Source organism: Thiomicrorhabdus sp. Milos-T2 (assembly GCF_000702325.1).
GTDB lineage: Bacteria > Pseudomonadota > Gammaproteobacteria > Thiomicrospirales > Thiomicrospiraceae > Thiomicrorhabdus.
This window is the reverse complement of sequence record NZ_KL370892.1, coordinates 402,597-428,897: the sequence shown is the minus strand read 5'-3', so window position 1 is coordinate 428,897 and position 26,301 is coordinate 402,597. Positions and strand designations below refer to the sequence as shown.

General features: G+C 38.0%; 23 protein-coding genes and 1 pseudogene. 12 read left to right on the top strand and 12 right to left on the bottom strand.

Going from position 1 to position 26,301, the window contains the following annotated elements; genetic code table 11:
• The 6 genes from BS34_RS12405 to BS34_RS0111970 all read left to right on the top strand — a co-directional run.
• On the top strand, positions 1–375 hold a 375-nt coding region (locus BS34_RS12405; protein WP_233993212.1), incomplete at its 5' end, for a hypothetical protein.
• A gap of 41 nt (positions 376–416) precedes the next feature.
• A complete protein-coding gene (locus BS34_RS0111990) occupies positions 417–1,079 on the top strand; it encodes a DUF948 domain-containing protein (RefSeq protein WP_029408745.1) in 663 nt (220 codons plus the stop codon).
• Positions 1,076–2,677: a dynamin family protein gene (locus tag BS34_RS0111985; RefSeq protein ID WP_084151660.1), complete on the top strand. Its 1,602-nt coding sequence runs from the start codon at positions 1,076–1,078 to the stop codon at positions 2,675–2,677. Before BS34_RS0111990 ends, BS34_RS0111985 begins: the two co-directional genes overlap by 4 nt.
• A gap of 477 nt (positions 2,678–3,154) precedes the next feature.
• Positions 3,155–3,613, top strand: a complete 459-nt coding sequence (locus tag BS34_RS0111980; RefSeq protein WP_029408743.1) for a hypothetical protein — start codon at positions 3,155–3,157, stop codon at positions 3,611–3,613.
• 99 nt (positions 3,614–3,712) lie between these two features.
• Complete coding sequence (gene trxC, locus BS34_RS0111975) at positions 3,713–4,141, top strand: thioredoxin TrxC (protein ID WP_029408742.1); 429 nt, start codon at positions 3,713–3,715, stop codon at positions 4,139–4,141.
• A 320-nt stretch (positions 4,142–4,461) separates the two neighbouring features.
• Positions 4,462–4,713, top strand: a complete 252-nt coding sequence (locus tag BS34_RS0111970) for a hypothetical protein (RefSeq protein ID WP_029408741.1) — start codon at positions 4,462–4,464, stop codon at positions 4,711–4,713.
• A 21-nt stretch (positions 4,714–4,734) separates the two neighbouring features.
• Here the strand turns inward: BS34_RS0111970 and BS34_RS0111965 are convergent, their stop codons facing one another.
• The 6 genes from BS34_RS0111965 to BS34_RS0111940 all read right to left on the bottom strand — a co-directional run bounded on the left by BS34_RS0111965 (position 4,735) and on the right by BS34_RS0111940 (position 12,477).
• The gene (locus tag BS34_RS0111965) at positions 4,735–6,381 is read right to left on the bottom strand and encodes a hypothetical protein (protein ID WP_029408740.1); all 1,647 of its coding nucleotides are present in this window, start codon (positions 6,379–6,381) and stop codon (positions 4,735–4,737) included.
• Complete coding sequence (locus BS34_RS0111960; RefSeq protein ID WP_029408739.1) at positions 6,375–8,480, bottom strand: VWA domain-containing protein; 2,106 nt, start codon at positions 8,478–8,480, stop codon at positions 6,375–6,377. Before BS34_RS0111960 ends, BS34_RS0111965 begins: the two co-directional genes overlap by 7 nt.
• Positions 8,480–9,670, bottom strand: coding sequence for a vWA domain-containing protein (locus BS34_RS0111955; protein WP_029408738.1), 1,191 nt, complete (start codon positions 9,668–9,670; stop codon positions 8,480–8,482). Before BS34_RS0111955 ends, BS34_RS0111960 begins: the two co-directional genes overlap by 1 nt.
• The gene (locus BS34_RS0111950) at positions 9,670–10,365 is read right to left on the bottom strand and encodes a hypothetical protein (protein ID WP_029408737.1); all 696 of its coding nucleotides are present in this window, start codon (positions 10,363–10,365) and stop codon (positions 9,670–9,672) included. Before BS34_RS0111950 ends, BS34_RS0111955 begins: the two co-directional genes overlap by 1 nt.
• Positions 10,358–11,407 (bottom strand): DUF58 domain-containing protein, encoded by a 1,050-nt coding sequence (locus tag BS34_RS12780; RefSeq protein WP_233993213.1) that lies wholly within the window; start codon positions 11,405–11,407, stop codon positions 10,358–10,360. Before BS34_RS12780 ends, BS34_RS0111950 begins: the two co-directional genes overlap by 8 nt.
• 95 nt (positions 11,408–11,502) lie before the next feature.
• Positions 11,503–12,477, bottom strand: coding sequence for an AAA family ATPase (locus tag BS34_RS0111940; RefSeq protein ID WP_029408735.1), 975 nt, complete (start codon positions 12,475–12,477; stop codon positions 11,503–11,505).
• A 385-nt stretch (positions 12,478–12,862) separates the two neighbouring features.
• Here BS34_RS0111940 and BS34_RS0111935 point away from each other — a divergent pair, with 385 nt between their 5' ends.
• Both BS34_RS0111935 and BS34_RS12775 read left to right on the top strand, forming a co-directional pair.
• Positions 12,863–13,750, top strand: a complete 888-nt coding sequence (locus BS34_RS0111935) for an ABC transporter substrate-binding protein (RefSeq protein WP_029408734.1) — start codon at positions 12,863–12,865, stop codon at positions 13,748–13,750.
• Positions 13,751–15,751 carry a putative bifunctional diguanylate cyclase/phosphodiesterase gene (locus tag BS34_RS12775; protein WP_051640887.1) on the top strand — a complete coding sequence of 667 codons (2,001 nt, stop codon included), beginning with the start codon at positions 13,751–13,753 and terminating at the stop codon, positions 15,749–15,751. It begins immediately after the preceding gene.
• A 273-nt stretch (positions 15,752–16,024) separates the two neighbouring features.
• Here BS34_RS12775 and BS34_RS13025 read toward each other — a convergent pair.
• The 5 genes and pseudogenes from BS34_RS13025 to BS34_RS0111910 form a co-directional block, all read right to left on the bottom strand.
• Positions 16,025–16,273, bottom strand: a pseudogene (locus BS34_RS13025) (IS30 family transposase); the annotation flags it as partial.
• Between the two features lie 259 nt (positions 16,274–16,532).
• On the bottom strand, positions 16,533–19,157 hold the full coding sequence (locus BS34_RS0111925) for a plasma-membrane proton-efflux P-type ATPase (protein WP_084151659.1): 2,625 nt from the start codon (positions 19,155–19,157) through the stop codon (positions 16,533–16,535).
• A gap of 187 nt (positions 19,158–19,344) precedes the next feature.
• Positions 19,345–19,686: a putative quinol monooxygenase gene (locus BS34_RS0111920; RefSeq protein WP_029408731.1), complete on the bottom strand. Its 342-nt coding sequence runs from the start codon at positions 19,684–19,686 to the stop codon at positions 19,345–19,347.
• 50 nt (positions 19,687–19,736) lie between these two features.
• Positions 19,737–20,087, bottom strand: coding sequence for a type II toxin-antitoxin system PemK/MazF family toxin (locus BS34_RS0111915; protein WP_029408730.1), 351 nt, complete (start codon positions 20,085–20,087; stop codon positions 19,737–19,739).
• Complete coding sequence (locus BS34_RS0111910) at positions 20,084–20,350, bottom strand: AbrB/MazE/SpoVT family DNA-binding domain-containing protein (RefSeq protein ID WP_029408729.1); 267 nt, start codon at positions 20,348–20,350, stop codon at positions 20,084–20,086. Before BS34_RS0111910 ends, BS34_RS0111915 begins: the two co-directional genes overlap by 4 nt.
• A gap of 89 nt (positions 20,351–20,439) precedes the next feature.
• On the opposite strand from BS34_RS0111910, the gene BS34_RS0111905 reads away from it, so the two are divergent.
• The 4 genes from BS34_RS0111905 to BS34_RS0111890 all read left to right on the top strand — a co-directional run bounded on the left by BS34_RS0111905 (position 20,440) and on the right by BS34_RS0111890 (position 24,551).
• Positions 20,440–21,285 carry a methyltransferase domain-containing protein gene (locus tag BS34_RS0111905; protein WP_233993211.1) on the top strand — a complete coding sequence of 282 codons (846 nt, stop codon included), beginning with the start codon at positions 20,440–20,442 and terminating at the stop codon, positions 21,283–21,285.
• Between the two features lie 423 nt (positions 21,286–21,708).
• A complete protein-coding gene (locus BS34_RS0111900) occupies positions 21,709–22,596 on the top strand; it encodes a DNA/RNA non-specific endonuclease (RefSeq protein ID WP_029408727.1) in 888 nt (295 codons plus the stop codon).
• 145 nt (positions 22,597–22,741) lie between these two features.
• Positions 22,742–23,362, top strand: a complete 621-nt coding sequence (locus tag BS34_RS0111895) for a cation efflux transmembrane domain-containing protein (protein WP_029408726.1) — start codon at positions 22,742–22,744, stop codon at positions 23,360–23,362.
• 1 nt (position 23,363) lies between these two features.
• A complete protein-coding gene (locus tag BS34_RS0111890) occupies positions 23,364–24,551 on the top strand; it encodes a murein transglycosylase domain-containing protein (RefSeq protein ID WP_084151658.1) in 1,188 nt (395 codons plus the stop codon).
• A gap of 44 nt (positions 24,552–24,595) precedes the next feature.
• Here the strand turns inward: BS34_RS0111890 and BS34_RS0111885 are convergent, their stop codons facing one another.
• The gene (locus tag BS34_RS0111885) at positions 24,596–26,299 is read right to left on the bottom strand and encodes a diguanylate cyclase (RefSeq protein ID WP_029408724.1); all 1,704 of its coding nucleotides are present in this window, start codon (positions 26,297–26,299) and stop codon (positions 24,596–24,598) included.
• Positions 26,300–26,301: the final 2 nt, after the last annotated feature.

Sequence of the window (26,301 nt, the reverse complement as noted above, 5' to 3'; positions counted from 1 at the left end):
ATGCCTCAGCATAACTTCAAGGCGATGCCGCCTATGAAACCTATGGCTCCCATGCAACCTATGCCGCAGTATAAACCTGCGCCAATGCAGCCTATGCCTCCTATGCAGAACATGCCTCAGCAAAACTTCAAGGCGATGCCACCTATGAAACCGATGGCTCCCATGCAACCTATGCCGCAATATAACCCTGCGCCAATGAAGCCTATGCCGCCTGTAGATTCATCTAATCAAAATTCTGCGCATAACATGCCATATCCAACTCGCTACTCTTATGTTAAAAATTCTGTTCAGCCTTACCGTCAACAACCTTTTTTACGTGTAGTGCGTCAAAAACCAATTAACTCTTATTATTTTCCGTTTAGTCCTAGAGGTTAAATACATAATGAAAACCATAATCTCTATCTAAGGAACTCTTAATGCCCGAAAATAATAAAAACACAGATACTCAAGAAAAATTTGACTTAAATGATTTGGCTGATGCGATGACAAAAGGTATTCGTCGTTGGGAAAAAGTTATTTACCCAATGATGATTGCTTTTGTTATTCTTGCTATATATGGCTTCTATTTAATTTTCAATGTCACCAAAGACATGCGAAATATTTCCAATAATATGTACGCCATGACAAAAGCAGTGGTTACTATGACCAATACGCTAAACCAAAAAATGAATCAAATTGATCACCAAATGGGTGCTATCAATATTCACATGGATAAAATGAACCGTAATATGGAATCGGTTACTAAAATGAGCGACCGAATTGTAGAGATGACCAATGCGATTAATAGCATGAATGCCTCTGTTAACAGCATGAGCCATTCCGTATATTCTATGGTTTACTCAACCAATTCAATGAGCTCTAATCTTGGAGAGTTAAATGAAAACATCTCTACTCCACTGAAATCAATGAATAGCGTAATGCCTTGGTCAATGATGCCTGGCGGAAAAACCAAACGTTCTACTCCGCCACCAGTCATTCCTAGGTATAATTATCCTGTTGCACCTTATGCACCAATGCGACCATCTCAGTCTCAAGTGCAACAACAAAAACAATCACCGACTAAGGAAGTGAAACCATGACACCTAAAGAGCGCTATCTTAAATTACAACAACATCTTAAAGAAGAAAACCCTGTTCTTTTGGATATTATCAACACCTATAAAGAACTTGATAAGATTGGTTATAAAACCGGTTTACTCACTAAAGAACAATCTTATGCGACACAAATTTCATGGTGGCCTTTAATTTCTGTACTCGGGACTTTTTCGGCTGGTAAATCAACATTTATCAACAACTATACGGGGACCGAATTACAAGCAACCGGCAATCAAGCGATAGATGATAAATTTACCGTACTTTGCTATGGAAGTAATGCAGAGGTCACCACTCTACCAGGCCTGGCATTAGATTCAGACCCACGCTTTCCATTTTTTGGTATTAGTAAAGAAATTGACAAGGTTGAAACCGGTGAAGGCCGTCGAATCGACAATTACCTACAACTAAAAACCACTAATGCAGATATTTTAAAGGGAAAAATATTAATTGATTCCCCAGGATTTGATGCCGATTCACAACGTGATTCAACCCTAAGAATTACCGACCATATCATTGAAATGTCTGACCTAGTTTTAGTCTTTTTTGATGCTCGTCATCCAGAACCCGGGGCAATGAGAGATACCTTACAACACCTAGTTGCAACCACAACTGAACGTAAAGATTCAGATAAAATTCTCTACATCCTTAATCAAATAGATACTGCAGCCCATGAAGACAATCCAGAAGAGGTTATTGGTTCTTGGCAACGCGCTATTTCAAGCCAAGGATTAGTGGGTGGAAACTTCTATGCTATTTACAATGAAGCCTCTGCTAATGACTTTAATGATGAAGCAAAAGCAGAACGTTTTAAACGTAAAAAAGACTTAGATATGGAACGTATTTATCAACGTATTGATAAAGTCAGCATAGAACGTACGTATCGTATTGCTAATACAATGGAAACCATTGTTGAAGAAATGCATGTCCAAAAAATTCCATTAATTGAAAAAGCTATTAGCGCATGGAGAAGAAAAGTCATTGCCACTGACGTAGTGGTATTTTCAGCTCTAACTGCCATCCTATTCTTTGGATTAACGAGTTTTGGAGCTTTTGAAACACCCATTTTACAATGGCAAATATCGCAACTCATGCAACAGTCTATTGTCTATGGCGCTGGCTTTAGTGGGCTCGCATTACTTATCATTTTTGGTATTCATTGGTTTTTACGTGCTAAGTTTGCCAAGTGGGATATTGCACGTATTTCCAAAACTGATTCACAACTAGCCAATGCGTTACGTCATAACACCCGATTTTGGCGAGGGATGTTTCCTAAAGAACCTAGGGGTTGGAGTAAACGAAATCGTAATAAACTTAACCAGGTTGTCATGGCCAGTAAATCGGCAATTCAAAAACTAAATGATCAGTTTGCCAACCCTTCTGGAAAACAAGAAGAAAAGTCGACAAACCTACCAAAAGTTAAGAATAACGTTGAGAATAACATAGACAAAACTCCATTAGAAACTCAGGCTGAAACTAAAGTCGCTGAAGACGATTCAACTTCAAACTTAGATTCTAATGAAGCTAAAAGTGAAGAATCTGAAAAAACCATAGAAAGCCCAAAAGCTCCTATCTCAGAAAAATAAACCATAAAATAGCTTTGCAAGAGACGAATTCTCATGCAAAGCATTCAACTTTTTATTAAAACTTCACAGTTTTTTATTTGAGATAATATGTTTGTTTCTGTTTTTCATCGTGCTAACAAATTGATATTTTTCAGCTAAACACCAATAATAAATTTTAGTTATACCCATATAAATAATTTAGACTATTTCAATACTTCCTCCATTTTTCCCTATTGCTCAAACAGCACGGCAGTATTAAACTTTGTATTAACTTAAATAAACCTAATCAATTTATTTTAGTTACCCCTAGAGACCTTTGCAAAAGTCTCCTAAAGTTTTAAAAAGTTTTTTAATGCTCCTCAGCTCTAAAAACGCGGTACTGACCATACCGCGTTTTTTTTTGCAGTAAATTTATTCAAATTAAATGTTCTTTAATTAAAATAATAAGCGCTATCTAACATAAAAAGAATACCCTAACCTAAATACTGGAGTTATCTTATGGAAAGCAAATCTCAGCATCGTAACTACAAACATGGCCATGGCAGTGATGAACAGCATAAAAAAGATCAAGCCCTATTCAGTCACCTTTTAGAGCACCACACTGAGCTAAACCGAACAACAGAAGCCCTTCCTAATGGGATTTGTAGTAGAACAACAACCGATTCTCCTAAGCTTGTCAAAATTCTTCAAGAACACGTGGTTGGAATGGAAACACGCTTTGGAATGGGACGCGCTATTCGATCTTGGGATCCTTTGTTCTCAGCTCTCTTTGAGTATAAAGACCAAATAAATATGGAATATCATAAAATCCCTAATGGCGTAGAAGCAACCTTAACCAGTGATGATCCCAAAATAGTGGAATTAATTCATTGTCACGATGAGACTCTACACGGATTTGTTGATGAGGGTTTTGATGCTGGAAAACGAGAAAGTCCAAAACCAAGCTGGTTAAAATAGAGCCATCTGATTTCAATGCTGTTTTGCTTGAAATCAATTAAAACACCCCCATAATGGAATTAGATTCACTTAACAGTCTAATAAAACTGGAGGCTCAATATGATTATTATGTGCCCACACTGCGGCGGTTTAAACCGTGTTGCGGATGACAAACTCTCTAAACAAGCAAATTGTGGAAAATGCCAAAAGTCTCTTTTCCCTGGTAAACCGATTGAAATGAATGGTGAACAGTTTTTAAGAGCATTAAATAAGAGCGATCAACCACTCGTAGTGGACTTTTGGGCACCTTGGTGTGGTCCATGCCAGGGATTTGCACCAACGTTTGCTCAGGCAGCTGCAAACTTTGAGCCACGAGCACGTTTTGTCAAAATCAATACTGAAACAGAACAACAAATCGGGGCACAATTTGGAATCCGCTCTATTCCGACTCTAGCCGTATTTCAGTCAGGTAAAGAACTCACTAGAATGTCAGGGGCAATGGATTACGGAAATTTTAGCCTTTGGCTAGAACAAAATTTGCCTCGATAGAATGTTAAAACAGATATTGAGACCTTTGCACGAGATAGGTACGAAAGAAAAATAGGCGTAAGTACCCCTTGAGGGTAAAAAAATTGCCTGATTCTCGACTTACCCCTTCGGGCGTCGAGTTCTTCGTTTGCGGCGGAAAACGTAGGGAATAGCTAGCTATTCACAAGTTGTCGCCCAACGGAAGTGCCCTTGGGGTACAACAAAAATCGGGTGAATTTTTACCCTCAAGGGGCACCTAGAACCATTTTTACTCGTTCATACTCTCGTGTAAAGGTCTCATATTGTTAATATCAAACTAAATATTAAAACGAGAATCCACCATGGAATTAGGCTCAGCAGAACACAAGCAACTTCTTACCAAAAGCATCTTAAAAGTTGCCGTTAAAACAGCAACAATGGGGTTTGTTATTGGATTTATACTAATGATACCGATGTTTTTGAGAGAGAATGCATTCTCTTCAGGCCTGTTTTATGCGGGAATAGCCATTGTTATAGGCTCTTTAAGCTATAGCGCTTATATTGCCTATCAAAAATATCAGCGAATTGTAAAACCGTTTGTTATTAACGATTAAAGTTTACGACTGTTTTCGCTTTTAATGCCTTTTAACGCCTTTTAACCCCTTTACCCCTTTTAACATCGCGCCAAGCTTTAAGCCATAACGCCATATCTGCTGCAAGCTTGGCCAAATAGATTGTTGTTTAGACCAAGCTTCAGCAGCCACTTTTAAAGGGTCGGTTTCTAATAACGTTGTCTGTTCATGTGTTTTACTGGTTTGAGCAAATAAGGCACTATTCAATAAATTCACTAAAGATTGTAAATCTTCAATTTGTGATTCCGTTTTAGAAAAATGTTGTAGATACCATTGTTGCCAAATTCCAATCGAATCGGTTTGTAAAGTATCACCATTTTTAACACTTTCAACACTCTGCCAGGCCTGGTTATTTTTCCAACTGAGCATCGCTTGCCAAATTTCAAGGGCATTATTCGCTCGATTAACATTCTCAATCAATTGATGGTTTAACCAGGCCTGCTTTAATGCTAATAGAAGAATAAAGCTCAACCCAATCAATAATAAAAGTAATACCCACTGGACTAACCAAATCACCAAACTGGGTACAACTAAGGTTGTTTGCCCCTGCCAGGTTTGTTGTTCTACTTTGCCCGTGTTGGGGTTAAATCCTCGCAATATCAGATTGGGCAAACTTACCAGGCCTGGTTGATTCATTCTAAAAGGTATTTGTATGTTTGCCGTACTCAGCATGCCATTATTATCTGCATTTTGCTCAACTTGTATGGATTCTGTTAACCAAGTAATTTTATCTGATGGCGGTAATTGAGCAATAAGCTGAGAAGCCGCGGTTTTAAGGTAGTCTTTGGTTAAGGCATGCCCCTTTAATTGCCAATTCCAATAATGCAACTGTCCACTTGCATAGAACCAATCCATAGGCGAGATTTGCCAATCTAATTGACCTACAGGCACCGAAGCGGGTAAAAAATTGGGGAGTGGTTTAAGGTTAATGGTTTGTGTTGTATCAAAAAACTTCCAGCGGCGCTGAGTGGTATTTTTAACCAACACCACAGGAGAGTCTAATTTGACCTGCTGAGCGTTAAAAATACTTGGCATTTCATAAGCTACAAAGGTCTTGTCTTCAAATTGATGTACCGTGATGTCAGGATTTTTTTCTACATTTCGAGGTTCTACTTCCACCAAATAAGCAGGGTTTTGAGTTTCTACCTCAGCTTTCCAAACAATTTGCTGCTGGCTATAAGCCTGGTTAGAGGGTGTTTTCCAGTTTACAGTTACTTCTGGGTTTACATTAACCTGAATAGTCGTTTCAGGGATATCAATATACCCTGCTGATTGAGCTTTAATATTGAATTTACCAGCTTTAAACGCATAAAATTTAACCCGTAAATCATCCGACGACTCTTCAATATCATCAATCACAAAATCTTTAGTAAAGAAAGACCAGTTAATAACGGCGATAGACTGCGTTAGGTATTCACCTTCAACCACGAGCGTTATCGGTTCACCCAATTTAACTTCTAATGGACGAATCTTAACGGTAGCTTCAATGGTTCTTTGTGACAGCTTGTTGTAATCAATTTCTGGAGGAGGAACGTCAATAGCCCAAACTGATTTAACCAAGGTCAAATTTATAACAATAAACAACACACCCAACCTAATCAAACCAAATTGCAAAACAGCCAACCCCTTCATATTAAACAAAGCTACCATGGTTGAACTCCTGGAATAGGATGCGCTTCATCTTGCTTGGCATGAAACCCTTCTTCTCTCTCAAAGAGTCTTTGCAATAATGCTTTTTGATCATCTTGAAGTTGCTGTAATTGGTGCTCAAACTTCTCTGCACGTTGCTGTTTATGTTGTGCAATGAGTACTTTGTTTACCGATTTATCGTCCTGCAAACTATTTAAACGCAACTTAACAATACTCGGGTTTAATCGATAGTTTGTGAGCGCATCAATCTCAGGAATGTTCACTTTTTTACCACTTCGGTTACCGCTGGAAGCATCTCCATCTGAACCAAAACCAGGCTCTTTAGAATTAGAATCTCCAGGTTTTTGACCTCCGTAAAATGCACCTTGCGAATCGCTACCTCTTGAACCTTCACTATCCTCTTTACCGGGTTTGTCAGATTTCTTCAATTTACCCTGAATCTCAAGGTTTAAACGCTCTTGCGCTAAAGCCAAATTATGTTCTGCTTTTTCATAAGGGGATTGATAAAGCAAAGCTTGCTTAAATGACTCAATTGCTTGTGGCAACAAATTGGCTTGATAGTAACTATTGCCCAAATTGTATAGCGACTGAGCACGCATATGTTGCGTGGGTGCTTGCCATGCGGCTTGCCTAAAATAGAGTACCGCAGCTTCAAGGTCGCCGTTTTTATAAGCCGATGCACCGGCTCCAAACCAACCTTTATAATTAGGTACTGCATCATACAGCGATTCAGCCAACTCATAGGATTCACTATTAAAAGCTTGATAAGCTTGCTGCAAAGTCTGTTTAGATGAGTGGTTATTCTCTGCGTTTGCAGGCGTTGACCAACTATTTAAACCTAGCAAAACAATAGGAAGCAGCAGGCCTGTTAAAAGCAATGAGTGGATATTAGTCGATTTACCTAAGTCGTTTTGAGGATGGGGTTTTTCATTATCTGTTGACGCACCGCCCAGCAAAGAATCCCAAACCGTTTTAATCGCATTGAGTAAACCTAAAATCAACTGCCAGCCATAAAAGGCCAACAGCAAACTGATTATGCCAATCACCATAAACGGCTGAGAATAACTATGCCAATTTTTACGTGGTTGACTCTCCTGATATGCACTTGTGGTTTGGGCAATCTCATCCATTAACTTTTGCATAAAATCTTGCCCAGATTGAGCACGAAGATACAAACCTTCTGTCTTATCAGCCAATTTGACTAATTGATTTTCTTCTAATCGGCTTTGTACTAATAAACCATTAACATGAAGGTTGCCAGAGGAATGCGTAGGGTCAGGAATGGTCGTTGAACGAGTTTGCCCCACTCCAATGTAAATCACTTTTACACCCGTATCAGATTGTTTCTGTGACTTAGCTGCCTTTAACTGTTGCACAATAGATGGTAACTCTATCGGCTTCCAAAAGGGTGGCGCTCCATCGGTAAATACCAGCAAGACTTTAGCGGGGCGTCCTGTTTGGCTTAAGGTATTTAACGCTCCAATTAAGGCCAAATCTAACCAACTACCTTGTGTTGGTAGCATGCCAGGTTCAATCAGGTTTAAAGATTTGGAAAATACGCTTTTATCGTAAGTTAACGGCAAAACAGAGTGTGGTTGGCCGCCAAATACGCTTAAGGCAACTCTATCATTAGTCTCTAACTGATTCACTAGCGATTCAACTATCGATTTAGCATACAAAAACCGGTTAGGCTGCACATCTTCTGCTGTCATTGATCGGGAAACATCCAAATCAACCATTACATCAACACCTTGTCGAGTCTGCATATCGTAAGTCGTATCCAGGCTACGAGGTTCAGCAATTGCAATCACAAAACACAACCAAGCCAACGCTAATAATCGACTAGGTCTAAATAAACCTCTCAGTAAATTAATTGGCCAAAACATGATTTGTTTAAACTCAAAACCAGAACTACCAGGCCGGGTAGTTTGAGGTGAATCAACGGCAACCCACGGCCAAAGATGACTGTCTGCATAATTCTGTTTTTGGCGTTGTTTTAGAAAGCGTTGAACCACCGCAACCAAAACCGGTAAAAGCAGTGCCCACAACCAAATTGGCGCACGCCAAACCAGTTCATTATTTAACCAGGTATCTAACATTAGTTAGCCTCCTGCCTAACAGAATGAGTGGAGTGTTTAAGGAGTTTATCTCTAGAAATAACACTCATCCACAACAGACTTAATACCCAATAAATCCCTAAAACCACAATCGCTGCTATTAATGGATAAGCAAACAAGGCTTGTTTTTGCGGTGGTGCGGGAGGCGCTAAAAAAGGAACACCTTCGGCCTGGTTAATTTTTTCTAATACCGCTGAGATCTCTTGGCCACTGCCCACTTGATAATACTGTCCGTCAGTTTGCTCTGCCAAAGCTCTTAAAGATTCACTTTCTAGCGGTTGGTAGAGTAAACCGGTATAAACTCGTTTGTCTGCTTTAGCACTACTTGCGCCCACTCCAATGCTATAAATGGGCACTTTTAGCAACTGAGCGTAGTTGACTGCTTCGGTCAATTCAATTTTACTTGGCTGGCTTAAGCCGTCACTAATCAATACCACAACACGTTTTAAGCTTTCTGCATTGGCTTTGGTAATAGCTGTATTTTGATCCGTTTGTTTTAAAGCTAACCCTAAAGCCTCCCCCATTGCACTATCTGTTCTCCCTGCTAAATAAGGTTTAAGGCGTTTTAAGGTAAATCTTGCTAAGGTTTGGTCACTGGTTAAAGGTAACAATGTATAAGCATTATCTGCATAAATCGCTAGGCTAAAACGGTTGCCCTTAAGCTCACCAATAAAGTTGTCTAACACTTGTTTAACCACATTCATTCGCGTTTCAGGCTGTCCATTTAACTCGTAATCAGGCAGTAAAAAAGAGGCTGAGCTTTCTATCACAAACACAATATCTCTCACCGTTTTTGCTTGCGGTTCAGACGGTGTGGGTAATTTTTGAACCGGTTGGGCTAAGGCAATCGCCAAAAAGAAGATTACCAATCCACGCAGTAAATTGAAGATGCCAGTAGAGAATAAGCGGCCACTTTTTTTAGGGGTAACCAACCCACTTTTCATTTTATGAATTAACGCGTGTTTTACCTTAAGTTGACGACTGGCAGATAACTCACTTAAATCATTTTTTGCCGCAAAAAAATAACTCGCAACCCACAAAATTGGCCACAACCAAATTAGCCACAACCAATGAGGGGCATCAAATTGTAAAGGTTGTGATTCATTAACTAATCCTACAAACCCTAAACTATGCCCCCAACTGGCTAAACCATTCAACAACCACTCTTGCATTATGATTGCCCTATGTTTGTGATTTTAGCTTTGAGATTAGCACGAATATAAGCAATGATGACCTTAGCTGTAAGCAATTGCTTAAGCAAAGACTGGGCTTGAATAAGCACTTGTTCATAAGCTTCACGTGGAACTTGGTGTTGTGAAAAAGCCATCGCTTGAGAACGATATTTTAACTCCGCAAAACGCACTAAAGCTTGTTGATCTTCAACCACCGTTAAAACTTTAAAAACCTGTAAATGTTGCAAACAATGCTCAAACTGTTTCATCCATAGATAAAAATTCATTAAAACTGTTTTATCAACGTTTTTATCAACGTTCTTATCAACATTCATAGCAACCACCTTTTCAGTGGCATTATCGGCTGTGCTAACAGTTACCAGGCCTGGTGCTAAGGTTTTAAACTGCCATTTGAGCTTGAACACTCCCATTAATAAACCGTTATTAGCCGATTTTGAGCGCCAAAGTAGATATACCAGGCCTGCTACAATTAAAACAACCAACAAACCTACAATAAAACTCTGTGTTATGCCTAACCAATCTACGCCAGGGTCAAGAGGGTATTCAATATCCAGTAGTTCAGACTGCATCAAATCTACAATTTGATTCGTTGTTTGTGTTTCTGGCACTTCTTGCGCCGCAATTTCAGAAGGGTTAATGCTATTAGCGGAGTTGACGGTATTGATTTCAGGCATGGTTCACACCTCGGTTTTTCAATACGTCAGAACCCATAAATTCGCTTGAATCATTTGCACCAATAACATTTATGCGGTTTAGAGCCGTGGTCATTTCTAAAATTTCATCGTGCGCCCATACAGAATACAACGCCACATTAGCATGTTGTAAGGTGTTGTAAATTTGTTGTTGGTAATGAGTTGACCAGGCCTGGTAATCTTCTCTTTGCTGCTGATTGTTAATCTCATAAACCTGGTGATTACTCATAGATTGCAACTGCAATCCATCTATTGCCGGTAGTTGAGATTCAGAAAGGTCTTTTACCCAAACCGCTTTAAGTTTTACGCGATCTTGCAGTGCCGTTAAGATTTCGGTGGTTTGACTATCAATATCATGAAAATCACTAACCACAATTAAACGAGCACCTGGTTGTAAACGTCCACTTAAGCACAAAAAAACGTCATTTAAAGCCGGTTCAACCTGATTGTTCTCTATAGGTGGGCAAGGTTTGCAAATAGCCTGCATCACATTGGCATAACTCATTTTGCCTTCAAAAATTGGCGAAGAAACAAAATCATCTGCCAATCGACCTGTTGAAACAGGAATGCCAGCTTGTTGGGCTTGCCAAGCATAATAACCGGCCACTCTAGCCGCTTGTGATGCCTTAATGCGAGTGCGTGTACCAAAACGCATACTGGCGCGATGGTCTACCAAAATAAACCAGTTTTCTTGACGCTCTTCTTGAAAAAGTTTGGTGTAAGCTTGACCGGTTCGTGCCATTAAACGCCAGTTAATACGGCGAATTTCATCACCCATCTGATACGGGCGACTCTCTTCATATTCAAGCCCAGCGCCCATAAAACGTGAACTCTGTTCACCCTGGCGTAAGGCTTCACTCTGTTTAAAGTTAGGTGGGATATTAGCGGCACTATTCGCTAACTGCTCGCCAAATTGCACAATATCTTGAGCAGAAAGAATTGGCAACGCGGCTTGACTCGCGCTTTGCTGTGTTATGGGAGCAATAAAAATCTGACGAAATTTTTGATTAAAAAAATTCCACACCAAAACCGCTCCTTTAATCCAAGGATTGGAGGAATGTGTCACTGATGTAGATGTGTTTAATGGCTTGGGCACAGCAGACTCAAATAAAGCCAAATTTATTCAATACCAACCGGCACAGGAACCAGTTGAATAATTTTTTGAATGATATTATCGGCACTCCATTTTTGTGCTCGACCACTAAAACTAATAATTAAACGATGCCTTAACACATCAGGCAAAAGCGTAATAACATCATCAGGCGTTACAAAATCTCGCCCTTGTAACCAAGAATAGGCGCTTACGGCATGCAATAAAGCAATAGAAGCACGTGGAGAAGCACCAACCTCTAAAACCCCCTCCATAGCGCTATCTAACTCGCCTAACTTACGCGTAGCGGCAATTAACTTCACAATATATTGCTCTATTGAATCTGATACATACTGTTCTGAAACCTGATGACGCGCATGCAACACTTTTTCTGGTGATAAAAACGGATTAGCTGCTTCTTTATTTTCGCCAAAATGATGCGCTCTATCACGCCTTAAAATTTCTAACTCTTCGTTTTCATCCGGATAATCCAGAACTAAATGCAACATAAAACGGTCTAACTGTGCCTCTGGCAATGGATAAGTACCGCTTTGTTCTAATGGATTTTGGGTTGCCATGACCAAAAACATTTCGGGTAAGGCACGTGTTTGACCACCTGCAGTGACTTGTTTTTCTGCCATTGCTTCTAATAAGGCCGACTGAACCTTTGGAGGAGCACGGTTTATTTCATCTGCGAGTACAATTTCATTAAAAATTGGGCCTTTTACAAAAGTTAACGAACCGCTATTTACATCTAATACATCTGACCCCATAACATCGCCAGGCATTAAATCTGGGGTAAATTGAATACGCTGAAAACTCGCATGAACACCGGTAGCCAAAGTTTTAACTGCCGTGGTTTTTGCCAGGCCTGGTGGTCCTTCTAACAAAACATGACCACCCGTTAATAAAGCAATTAGCATCTTATCCAACAGCGCTTCTTGGCCAACAATGACACTTTGTAAATGCGCTTTAAGTGTCTTAAATTCTATTTGAATGCTCATTGTGAGTCCTAACTTGGTTTGTCATGTGAGTATTTAATTGAAAAATAATGGTTATAAATAAGCAAATTATTATATTTGAATTTAACCCTTTTCAGCGTGTATCTATTATCAAAGTTATAAAATGAATCATTTAAATAATCTATATACGTAATTGTATTCATAAAATATAACTGACTAAAATGGCCATAAAAATTGAAAATGATTTTAAATCAATTTTCTAATTACTTTTTAATCACTTTATTCTTAAGCCCCTTGTTTTTTCGTAAATACACTTACATAATAAACCAGTTAATTTAAATACCTACGCCGCATCCATACGACTTATAATCGTGGTTAATATCGTTCAAAAGAGAACTTATCTAAAAACCCTTTTTTAGAGGCAAAAATGTTAAAAATTAAACTCATTTTAATCGCAACTTTCTTTTTGCTATCCTCTTGCAGCAGTCAACAGCCGTCCACTCCAATAAAACTGACGACCAATTCATGGATTGGCTACTCGCCTCTTTTTTATGCTAATGAAAAAGGCTGGTTAAAAAAGGCTAACATTAAAATCTTTCCCTTAGTCTCTTTAGGTGAAAACATGATGACCTTTAAGATGGGTGGGTTCGACGGCCTAACAGGGACTCAGTTTGAATACCAAAAGGTAAATAGCCAAAATCATAATTTAGTCCCCGCGATAATGTTTAACCGTTCTAATGGCGGTGATATGGTATTGAGCAACCGCTCTGTTAAAGCGTTAGAGACCACAAAAGAAACCGTTGATGTCTACCTAGAAAGTTATTCGGTAAACACTTTGGTTTTTAATGCCTTTGTAAAGTCTCATAATTTGAGTCATAAACATTTCAATTTCATTAACAAAGACCAGCTTAAAATTGTTACTCTCATTAAACAAAAAACCATTCAAAAACCCACCATTGTCGTAACCTATATTCCATACAATCTTGAGATAGTTAAACACGGATTTAATGTAATAGATTCCACTAAAGACAATCCTAACATTATGGTTTTGGATGCGCTTTATGTAGATAAAAATGTTCTAAATCAACGTCATCAAGACTTTGTAACACTTAAAAAACTGGTTAACAAAGCGATTAACAACCTTAACGAAAACCCTAAGGAATATTATGAAGTGGTTAAATCGTACATAGAAAACCCTAGCTATGAAGATTTTAACAAAAGCCTCAAAGCCATTAAATGGCTCAATGATGAACTTTCAGATGAGCTACTTCAAAAGATGAATGAGATTAACTTTCAAACAAGGAAATTAATCTAAATGTTGACCATAAACCGTTTTTTAAGTGTCTTATTTATGATAACGGTATCGGCATTATTCGGTTCTTTTATAACCTATTATGTGGGTGAACAAAATACCAAAGCAAAAATCATTGCTACCAACTTTCATCAAGTAATGCATGAAACCAGTTACAATATTTCAACCGAATTAAATAACCTCAATAACCTTAATAACTTCAAAGCTTTACTCGATCGCAAAGCCGCTCAAAACCACTTAATTTCTGCCTTAGTTATTGCTAGAGGCAAGCAAATACTCTTAACAACTGATCACAGTATTCGTAAGCTTCCAAAACACATACACCATCATACTCAACATCAAAGCGTAAATCGCCACTTCATATTAGACAATAGTGTTCATGAACTAGAATTTGAGGTTTATCAACAAAACAAACCGATTCAATTAAGCCTTTTATTGTTTGCTAACCAGCCCGAGATAAAAAACTACTTTGCAGACACCTATTACCAATATTTTGTCTTTTTTATTATTCCAACACTGTTAGTTTTTCTATTTCTACACCAGTTATTAAAAAAGTTTTTAGTTAAACCTTTAGAAAAATTAAGACTGTTTGCCTATTATCACGATAGAACACCCCAACCTTTAAAAATAAAAGAATTAGAAACGATTCGTAGTTCCATGTTGCAAACCTTTCAACTACTCTCTAGTGAGAAGCAAGCCCTTTACCGCTCATCCAGAACCGATGCATTAAGCGAATTACCTAATCGTTACCAGCTAAATGAACGACTAGAGTGGCTAATTGAAGAGTCAAAACGCACGAATACCCCCTTCGCTTACCTGTTTTTAGATATCGATAACTTTAAAAAAATCAACGACACCCTTGGACATGATGCGGGAGATGAAATCGTCGTTAATGTTGCAAAAATCATGCAGGAGGCACTTAGAGCCTACGACATTATTGCCCGTGTTGGGGGGGATGAATTTGTCATTATTCTTAGTAAATACCAAAACCTTATAGAGTTAAATCATATTATTGACCGGGTACTATTAAAAATATCCCAAGAACAAATAGTCAGTAACCAATCCATAAATGTCTCCGCAAGTATTGGGGTTGCGTTTTACCCTAAAGATGGAACTGACGGCCAAGAACTCATGAAAAGTGCCGATATAGCAATGTATGAGGCAAAAAAACAGGGTAGAAATCAACATCACTACTTTACCGAAGAGCTAAACCAAAGAATTCAAATCGAGGTTAATCTAGAAAAAGAATTACACCTCGCGCTTAAAAATAACGAATTTGAACTCTACTACCAACCTAAAGTATCCAGCAAAACCAAAAATATAATAGGTATAGAATGTTTGGTACGTTGGAACCACCCTGAAAAAGGGCTAGTGCCACCAGGGGAATTTATAACCATAGCTGAGCAGAGCGGTTTAATTTTACCTTTAGGCGATTGGATTTTAAAAGAAGCCATAGAAAATCAACTCCATTGGCAACAACAATATAATATTCAGCTTCCTGTCTCGGTGAATGTATCTGCCCTGCAATTCAGTCATAAAGACTTTTTTAATAAACTGGAAACACTCGTCAATGAATTGAATTTTCCAGCAAACTTTTTAGATATTGAAATCACTGAATCTGTGCTTATGGAGAATACTCAAGAACACTTAAATACCCTTAAAAAAATCAGAGGTTTAGGTGCAACGATTTCTTTAGATGACTTTGGTACAGGCTATTCCTCACTCGCCTATTTAAAAATCTTTCCCATTAATATTCTAAAAATAGATAAATCATTCTTAGATGACTATGACTCAAAGTCAGGTGCGATTTTTATTGAAACTATCGTAAATATGGCTCATAACCTAAAAATTGACGTGATTGCTGAAAGTGTTGAAACCGAAGATCAGTTAAATTTTTTAAAGCAAATCAACTGCGAAGCGTACCAAGGGTATCTATGCAGTAAACCACTCCCAGAAAAAGAGTTTATTGAGCTGGTTAAAAACTCTCTATCAACTCAAGCTTAAAACCGAAACACGCTTTAGTTTTTTAAACTTAGTTTAATTTTCTTTACCTATTTTCAGCCACTTTCGTTTTAACAACGTCTAATAACGTCGTCAAAATCGTTTTAGTGGTTTCATCGGTTAATAGAAAAGGGGTCAGCGGTAAAGGGGTCAGAATGGAAAAGGGGTCAGTACCCTTTAACTTATCTTATTGAATTTATTGAATAATTATTATTTTTCGTTTTAAAAAATATTTTAAGGGTACTGACCCCTTTACAAAGACAAAACCTGGTGAATTCAAGTTCTAAGTGCAACAGTCTTGGTTTTAAAAAAGACCTCATAAGGCGTTCTATAATTTAGACATTTTCGCGGCCGATGATTTAATTTCTCGACGGCCTGAGCAATTACTTTATCTTCTATCTCATGAAAATTACACCCTTTTGGAAAATATCTTCTTAATAAGCCATTCGTATTTTCATTCGCACCACGCTGCCAAGGTGAATAAGGATCTGCAAAATAGACCTTGCTGTTGGTTTCTTTTTCTAGGGTCTTGAATTCTGTGGAAAAGGGGTCAGTACCCTTTAACTTATCTTATTGAATTTATTGAATAATTATTATTTTTCGTTTTAAAAAATATTTTAAGGGTACCGACCCCTTTTACTTTTATGGGCTTAATGTCATATATAAGTGAGACCTTTGCACCCAAGGGCATAAACACGAGTCGGGGATGTAAGAAAAAAGTGAAAAAATTCTTTAGATTTAGTCTTTTTATACATTCATCGACCCTTGTAAATGTCTCACATAATCAATTACCTTGTTTTTTTCTGTAATATCTCAATACCAACATTTTCACAGCATCATTAAACAAAAACCAAACCAGGGCATAAGCAGTCACATAACCCGCTGCAGTCCAACCAATAGGTGTCATAAAATCAAATCCATAAACGGCTAGCAAAATTCCGATTAAAGCTGAAAACAATGAAGCGCCTAATAATTTTAAAGAAGGCGTAGGTTGTTTAAAGAACCAATCATCTGAACGGGTATTGAAGATAGTTCCGTGCCCTGCAATGACAAGCTTAGCAAAAAATAGACTTTGAACATATTCAAGTGGTAAAGCTAAATAGGTCATTGTGATGTAAAAGAGGGTAAATGATGATATGACACCCGCTAAGCCAAGCCAGGTTGATAGAACAAATACCTCTTTCATATCCCAGCGAACAGGGCTTTCTCGTACTTTGGTATTATCATAAGCGATGGTCATAATGGGAAAATCATTAAGTAAAGCAAGAATGATAATCATAATTGCGGTTACTGGATAAAAATCATAAACCACAATAGCTAGAGTCATAAAGATAATAATGCGAATAGTCTCAGCAATACGATAGATGGTATAGCTTTTCATCCTTTCAAATATTTTTCGAGCCTCTTTGATAGTATCAATTATCACATGAAGGCCTGGAGCAAGAAGAACGATATCAGCCGCGGCTCTTGCAGCGTCTGTAGCACCGCTTACAGCAATACCACAATCGGCTTTTTTAAGTGCTGGAGCATCATTGACTCCGTCACCAGTCATACCAACAATATGCCCCGCTTTTTGCAAGGAATCGACAATGAAATACTTGTCTTCAGGATAAACTTCTGCAAATCCATTTGCATTTTCTATCAGCTCAATGATCTCTGATTCATGCTTTGAAACACTGCCCTTTGGTATGGGCATGTTATAAAGTTCTTTTTTCACATTAGAAACGATATTGTGAACAATCTTCTCTACTTCTTCTTTGGCAATATCGGGTTTTAATACCTGTACAATCGACTTTGATAGGATTTTTGAGAGATAAAGATATTCACCTGTCGATTCACCTTTTAGCACTCTTACATTTTCTATATTTGTACCGATATCTAAAATCTCAGAGATATATTTAGCCACTTCGATATTATCGCCAGTGAGCATTTTCATCTCAATACCTTTAGCCTTAGCATCTTCTATGGAGACACGGGAATCGGTTCTAGGTGGATCAAACAGAGGTATCAAGCCAACAAATGTGTAACTCTCATCAGTGCTCTTTTTATGGGCAACACCTAGTGTTCTAAAGCCCTTTTTGGCAAATGATTGAACTTGAGCATAAATCTCTTTTTTATCTATTAATGTCTCATCACACAACTCGACCACAACTTGTGGAGCACCTTTGGTGACTAATAACTCATAACCATCACATTCATAGACACCCTCTGTTCTTTTAAGAACTGGATTAAAAGGGATATATTTTTGCATTTTGTACGATTCAAATTTATCTCTTGATTCGTCTTCATCTAATCTGGCAAATATCGGTTTTTCTATAGGGTCGTTATTTTCTTCTTTACTTGCTAGTGCGGCAAAGAGAGTCAAATCTTTACTGGTAACATCTTTGGCTAAATATGGCGTTGCTAAGCTCATAATATTTTGTGTCAGAGTACCGGTTTTATCTGAACAAAATACATCCATCCCAGCGGCTTCTTCTATTGAAGCAAGGCGGCTAACTATTGCCTCTTTTTTGGCTAAAGCTCTTGCGCCTATCGCCATAGTCACGGTCAACACAGCGGGCATAGCAACCGGAATTGCAGAGATAGTTAACACTAAAGCAAATATCAAAAGCTCTACTGTTGGCTGATTGACTTGTATTCCGTGATATACAATGATTGCAATCATCGCAAGGGTAAGTAAAATTAAAAAATTGCCGACTTTTATAACCATTCGTTGAAAATGGCTGTGCTCTTCTCTACCCGCCTTTGCCACAAGACCAACAGTTTTTCCAAAATAGGTCTTTTCGGCCGTTGCAACCACTTTAGCTAACATTTCACCCTGTTTAATGATGGCATTTGCAAAAAGAGTTTCACCTATTTTCTTATTGACAGGAAGCGATTCACCCGTTAAAGCCGATTGGTCAACTTGAATAAAATTTCCACCAGATAGAAGTTTTACGTCGGCTGGAACAATATCTCCAATTTTGACTTTGACTATGTCATCAGGTACCAAATATTTAGACTCTATCTCACTCCACTCACCATCACGAAGTACCAAGGCTTTACTTGCGAGTTTCTTTTTTAGAACGGCTATCGCATCAAGAGCTTTTGATTCCTGGTAAAAATCAACAAAAGCATTTACCAGTAACAAAACCATAATGATTGTAAAATCTTCCCACCTTTGAACAGAAGCAGCAAGAATCGCTGCCACCTCTATCATCCAAGGGATAGGTCCCCAAAATCTTTTAAATAAACGAACCAGAGCACTTTCTTGCTTCTCTGAAATCTCATTTAAACCGTACTTTAAAAGATTTTTTTGGGCTTGTTCTGATGTTAACCCCGTTAAGGGGTCAGCTTGATAATCTGGATGGGGGGTTTCTGGAGAAGGAGAAAGGTTGTCATCTGTGCTTTTAATATCTGTGCTATTCATTAGTATAACTCCAAGATAATGCTAAATTTGTTTCTATTCTACAACCTATTAAATAGAGACAGAAAAAAGAATTGTCTTTAAAACGTAAAACCGATAGTTAAATAAACCTTTAGTGATATTAATCAACTTTTACCTGGTTGACTTGTTTGGCTTGTTTAGCTTGTTTGACTGCTCGTACTTCACCAATCTATGGGGCATCGTAATTTTCTGGCTCATCGCTATAAACACACACATTCCAATCAGCCGCTAACCCATCTTGTGCCACACAGTAAGTATTAAAAAAATTCACAATTTCTTGGCGCTGACAATGTGCTTCAAAAGCAGACATATTGGCCCAAATTTCGTTAAACACAATCGGAAAGCTATTGCCTTCAGCAAATGGGCTTTTAATATGACGAGTAACGCGATATTGAATGCATCCATCTTCTCTTAAGGTATTCGGTTCTAAACTTTGTAAAACGCTAAACAATTCTTGTTCTTTACCAGGTTTAGGTTGAAATTGGGCTAAACAATAAACTTTGGATGACATGTTTTTCTCTTGTTATTTATTTTTAGGCTAATACATTAGGGTAAACAGTTTCACTGTCCTAATTCTGTTACCCCGATAAGAGGCAATAATCTTTGCAGTACAGCCTGAAGAATACCTGCCTCTGCCTTAATAATCAATTTAGCTTTACGCTCTCTCCAAGCTAGAGTTTGTACTAAGCTTGCAGCAACGACTGAAGGTTTATCTAAATTTAATAAAGGAACTTCTGTTAAGCCACCTCTTATACTGGTACTAATGGGGCAACATATTAATAATCCCGTTTGATCATTGTAGCTTTTACTGGATAAAACTAGCGCAGGTCGATATTTACCAATCTCTTTGCCTTTAGTCGGTTCAAAGTCTAGCCAAATAACATCTTCTCTGTCAGGAATATAAGCATTCATTCAATTAGCTCACTATTTATCGGTGTTGCTAATAGTTCACTATGGACTGTGTCTGGGTTAAGACCTTCTAAAAGCTGAGCTTCGGTAAAGGGCAATCGCTTAACCGATTGAGTCGCTTTTTTTACGGTAAAGCCATCTTCAAAAACTTCTACTTTAACAACTGTATTTTCTGTAAAGTGCGGAATATCTCGCATGGCACCAGAAACTCTTAATCCAAGGCCATTTCCCCATTTTTGAATTTTTGAATCTATTGCAAGGCTCATAGCATTTTCCTCTTATTGTTTATACATAGTATATACTTTTAAAAGAACAATACCAACCAGGCCTGATAAAAATTATAAAGACCTCTATAATGCCCGTTATGAATAATCGCAAACCATTACAAGATCGCAACTTTGATAAGTTGGTCGATAAATTTGAAGCCAAAGTGTATGACACCCTTAAAGGTGAATGGCGTTTAAAACTGCTTAAAGAAGATTTAGATTCTCTTCGACACATTGAAGTAAATACCGATTTACCAGGCCTGGTAGAATCTAAAAATGCACCATTATCTATTTGGGACGCAGGCTGTGGATTTGCCCAAATTAGCCAATGGTTTGCCCAAGCAAATCATGAACTGACTTTGTGTGATTTATCGCACCAAATGATAATGCGCGCTAAACAAAATTTTGCCAAAAATGATTTACACGCCACCTTTATTGAAGGTCCAGCACAGGATATTGCCCCCAGCTTACCTGAATTTGATTTGGTGTTGTTTCATGCAGTTTTAGAGTGGCTGGCACAACCCAAAGAGACCTTAAAAACCGTTGCTACTAAAGTTAAACCTGGCGGACATTTATCATTGCTATTTTATAACCGCAATTCGGTAGTGATTCGCAATACCTTAAAAGGAGCTTGGCGTTTACCAGGCCTGTTAAAAGATGAATATATGGGTAAAGGTAAAAAACTCACACCACCTAATCCACAAATTCCAGAAGAAGTGTGCCAGTGGTTACAAGATTGGGGCTTTGAAATTGAAATACATACAGGAATTAGAGTGTTTCATGACTATATGACACCTGATGCCATAGAACAAACCAACCAAGAAGAGTTATTGGCAATGGAATACCGATATTGCCGAGAGCCCACTTTCCGTAATATGGCTCGTTATATTCATATTTTGGCTAAAAAAAGATTCCCTGGTCAAGCCAGGGAATGACGGTTTGTGGGTTTACTTTGTTTCGGTATATGTATTTTATGATTGTTTAAATAAATCTTTTAACCACGAAGACACGAAAGCACGAAGATTTCTAATATTTAATACCAGCTTAAATTTAACGAATAACCAAACTAAACGTAATAAATTAATCGCTTTTAAACTATACAAATGCAGAGCTTATAGGCATGACTTAAGATTGTTAGGCTATGATTTTCTAATCGCTTTTATTTATTTTTTTATCTTCGTGCCTCTGTGTCTTCGTGGTTAATTTTTACAATACTGGATAATCAATCACAAAATATGGATACCCCTTTGTTTTTACAGGCCTGGTATGTCATGCGGCAAACTAAAATTTGGAGGCAAAGAGTAAAATTTAAATCCATTTTCAAAAAACTACTAATTTAAATAATAGATTAAAACCACATGAAAAAATCGACCACAAACTCTCTTTTAAAACTATTAATGGCTTTACTCATTAAAAATCCAAAATTTCTTATTCTTATTCCACTTTTAGGTGGGCTTTGGTATGGCTATGAGGTATTTGTTGCTCGCCCTGCTATGACGTATATGGGTGTTCCGCAAGTCAATGCAACGCCGCCACAAACGGGCATTATGACTGGGTTTTCTCATATTTTAAGAAACCAGGGTTATATGCTTGAATACTCTGAAACCCTAGAAAACCCTCTGTGGGTTACCTATAAAGTCACCAAGGCAAACTACAAAAGCGGCAAACGCCCATCAGGTTTTAATAGCGATTGGCGATCCTATCAACAGGTAAAACAAGGTGATTACAAAGGGTCAGGCTATGACAGAGGCCATATGGCACCCAATTATGTAATTGCCAGTCGTTACGGTCGGTCTGCGCAAAAAGAGACCTTTTTAATGACCAATATTACCCCACAAAAACCCAAGTTAAACCGCAAATCTTGGCAACGTTTAGAAGAGGTGATTGCCGACGATTTTTCAAAACAAAATGGGGATTTTTGGGTAACAACTGGGCCTATTTTTGATGCTAACCCTAAACATTTAAAAGGCTCAAACGTTAAAATTCCAAAGGCGTTTTATAAGATTTTAATTAAACCCTCAACCCAACAAACACCAGCTAAAGCGTTGGCATTTATTTTTCCGCAAAATGCCAAGCCTAGAGCAAGTTTAATGTCCTTTGTGACCACCATTGATGAGATTGAACGTTTAACGGGTATCGACTTTTTTGCAGACTTAGAAGATGATTTTGAAGACCGCTTAGAATCTGACAAAACCCCAGAAGCTTGGCATTTAAAAGCCGTGGCTAACCGCCCTTCACGTTATTAGTTATACAAGAGTTAGTTATACAAGAGTTCCTTTCATCAACTTATAAAAGAGCCTCTCTAAATATTATTCAATGCTTTCTATCGTTACAGACTCTAGTATGATTACTATCAGACTTTAACGAACAAACCCTTTCTATGGAGATAATATGGCTTGTAATTGCCATGTAGAAGTCACGGATGCTTCACAAAAAAAGTTATTAATGCTTTTACTTAGCATTAATATGACTTTTTTTGTTTTTGAATTAGGAGTTGGTTGGTATGCCGAATCTACCGGATTAATTGCCGATTCTTTGGATATGTTGGCCGATGCATTAGTTTATGCTATTGGCATTTACGCCATTGGCCGAGCCGCTTCAATTAAAGCCAATGCGGCACTAATGAGTGGTTACTTTCAATTAGTGCTCGCATTATTGATTGGGTTAGAAATTGTTCGTCGCTACTTTTTTGGGAGTGAACCCGTATCAACCCTAATGATTGTAATGGGTATATTGGCGTTAATAGCAAATGCTTACTGTTTAAAATTGATTTATAAACACCGCAACGGTGAAGTCCATATGCGGGCAAGCTGGATTTTTTCAGCCAACGATGTCATTGCTAATATTGACGTAATCATCAGTGGTATATTGGTTTTTTGGTTAGATTCTCGTTGGCCAGATTTAATTATTGGTGCCGTCATCACACTGGTGCTGTTATATGGAGCTTTTCATATTATTCGGGATGCCAAATCTGAACGTAAATTGATTAAAGAGACCTGTGAACAAACCTAGAATGACAAAACCCAGCCTGAATAGAAGACAATTTTTAAAACGAGTAAGCTTGGGTAGCATAGGTAGCTTAACGGCTACTGGACTAGCCTCCATTAGCGGATTAAGTGGTTGTACTGTTTCAGAGATTCGTCGTGGTATTACTACTAGCCATGAGCTCTATAAAGGCAATGTTTCTCAAGCTATTTCTGCTCAAGTACCAGGCCTGGGTATTCCAGAAATTGATGGTGTTGTGCGTAAACAAACTACCTTGTTCTTAAATGAAATAGCTAAGAATTGGAGTGATAAAAAAACCGCTTCGCCAAAAGCCTATGTTAAATACACCGATAACTACCAAAGCCGTGCGATTATTGATTTTAACAGTGGGCAAATTCAAGTTGAAACCATTGTAAAAAATAATCCAAAAACCGCGCTTAAAAAAGCCCTTGTGCAAACATTACTTACCCCAGAAGATCCATCTCAGGTTGATTTATTCAGTGCAAAAACACCCCCTCAAGGTGCCAAACCATTTTTATTAGAGTTGGTTAGAGATCACGATAAAAAACCGATTCGTTATGCTTGGCGAGCTAATCGTTTTGCTGATTACTTAATTAAAACACGTTACAAAACGTTTTCAGATAAGGGCAAAATTCGTCATGCTGTCACCTTTAGAATGGTCAATGACTATCAAAACCAACAAAAGCGACACTATCAGCTTGATGTATTAAAACAGAGTAAACGCTTCAACCTTCAGCCCGCTTTAGTATATGGAATTATAGAAACTGAAAGTGGCTTTAACCCTTATGCCGTAAGTTCGGCTCCAGCCTATGGGTTAATGCAAATTGTGCCTTCCACCGCTGGACGAGACGCTTACCGCTTACTAAACAAACGCGATGGCACCCCCAGCCGAAATTTATTGTTTACCCCTGCTCGCAATATTGAATATGGCAGTGCCTATCTTTCTATTTTATTTAATCGTTACCTTCAAGGCGTGCGGAATGCTAAATCAAGAGAATATTGTGTGATTGCTGCCTATAACACTGGCAGTGGTAATGTTTTAGAAGCGTTTGATAGCAATAGAAATCAAGCCGTGGCAAAAATTAACCGACTTTCTAGTGGGCAAGTTTATACACATTTAGTCCGAAATTTATCTAGCACAGAGGCTAGAAATTACGTGCAAAAAGTGGTGCGCAACAAACAAAAATACACCTAGATGCCTTTTTTAAGGTTATTAGTCCTTAATAAAGTGAGAGCCAACTAAAAATTTAATGGCTCCGTAACAACAACTTGGTTTCTACCGGCATGTTTCGCCTTATAAAGTGATTGATCTACCTGTTCAAGCAGCATTGCCGTATCTTGTGTAATCTCATTTGAAATTAGCCCTGCTGAAAAAGTAACCTCAAACTCTTTATCGTCAAGCGTATGATGTTGAACTTTTGCAAAATCATTTAGAATTTTGTCAAACAATTTTTTAGCCGCCACTAAAGGTGTATCAGGAAGGAGTACCATAAATTCTTCACCACCATATCGCCCTATTTTGTCGGCTTTGCGTAAACGTTGCACCAAAAAGTGAGATAAGCTTCTTAAAACCTGATCACCAACAACATGCCCGTATGTATCATTAACATTTTTAAAGTGGTCTACATCAAGCATAACCACACTAAAGACCCCATTTGAGCGTTGACAACGATACATTTCCGAATCAATTAACTCTTTGATATAAGTATGATTATACAAGCCGGTTAATCCATCCTTAATCATCAATGCATTTAACGCTTTTGCTCTGTGGGCCTTTGCTTTGATAAAAACCGGTAAACGGTTAATATCAATGGGCTTAGTTAAGAAGTCATCTCCGCCTTTTAAAACCGCAGTAAACTGCACATTTTCATCTGTTTCAGAGGAGAGAAAAATAATCGGAATAGCCTCTAAACTAATTTGCTGACGAATCACTTGGGCAAGTTCAATACCATTACACCAAGGCATATGCACATCCATCAGAATCAAATCAGGTTTTTGACGGCTAATCGCCTCTAAAGCCTCTTTAGGATGCACAACTCCTTGAACATCCATTCCAGACTCCTCTAATACAAAGGTCATTAAATCAACCAAAGCACTATCATCGTCAATGATTAAGATTTGATCACGGTCTTCAGCAACGGTCTGACTTAACTCTCTAATTTTTTCTAATAATAAAGAGATATTTAAAGGCTTAGAAAGATAAGCGCTACCACCAACTCTCACGACTTGTAGACGTGCTTCTATATCTTGTCGTGCAGAAATAAAAATTTTAGGAACATCAAACCCAAAATGTTTTATAAAATCAAAACGTTTAATTTCTTCAATACCAGCACACTTGCCTTCAGGAAAATTGATATCTATGACTAATATATCTGGTTTAAAATTAATAATAGCGGATTCAACATTTTTTAACTCGGTAATAGACTCAACAATATAGCCAAAATGCTCTAACTGAGATGTCAAAAATAGATTTAACTCCTCATCGTCTTCAATGAGCATAATTTTTCTATTAAAAGTGGAATCGTTAACAGGAACGACGGTTTCCTGAATCAATGTTTGCCCAATAGGCGCTGTTGCAGCGCTAACCATGAGAGCTAAAAGACTTTCTATTTGTTCACTCTGCTCTTGAGTTAAAGCATGATTATTATTAGTCTCAATGATCCCTTTTAATACAATCTCCAAAGCACGCGAATCATTACTTAGTTGAGTATGAGTAAACGTCCCTGCCGAACCGGTGAGTGTATGAACTAAACGGTGCAGTAACTCCAAGGATTCTTGGGTTTCTGTTGCAGTCTGTGTTGCTATTTTTACAGACTGCCAGGCCTGGTTAATTTCTTCAATTCTAGCAGGCAAACTCTGCTTAAATTTAGTTTGCATAGCCAATAATTTAGCCCGAAACTGCTCTTGAGATGAGATTGAATTTTCTGGTTTTTGTTCCGACATAA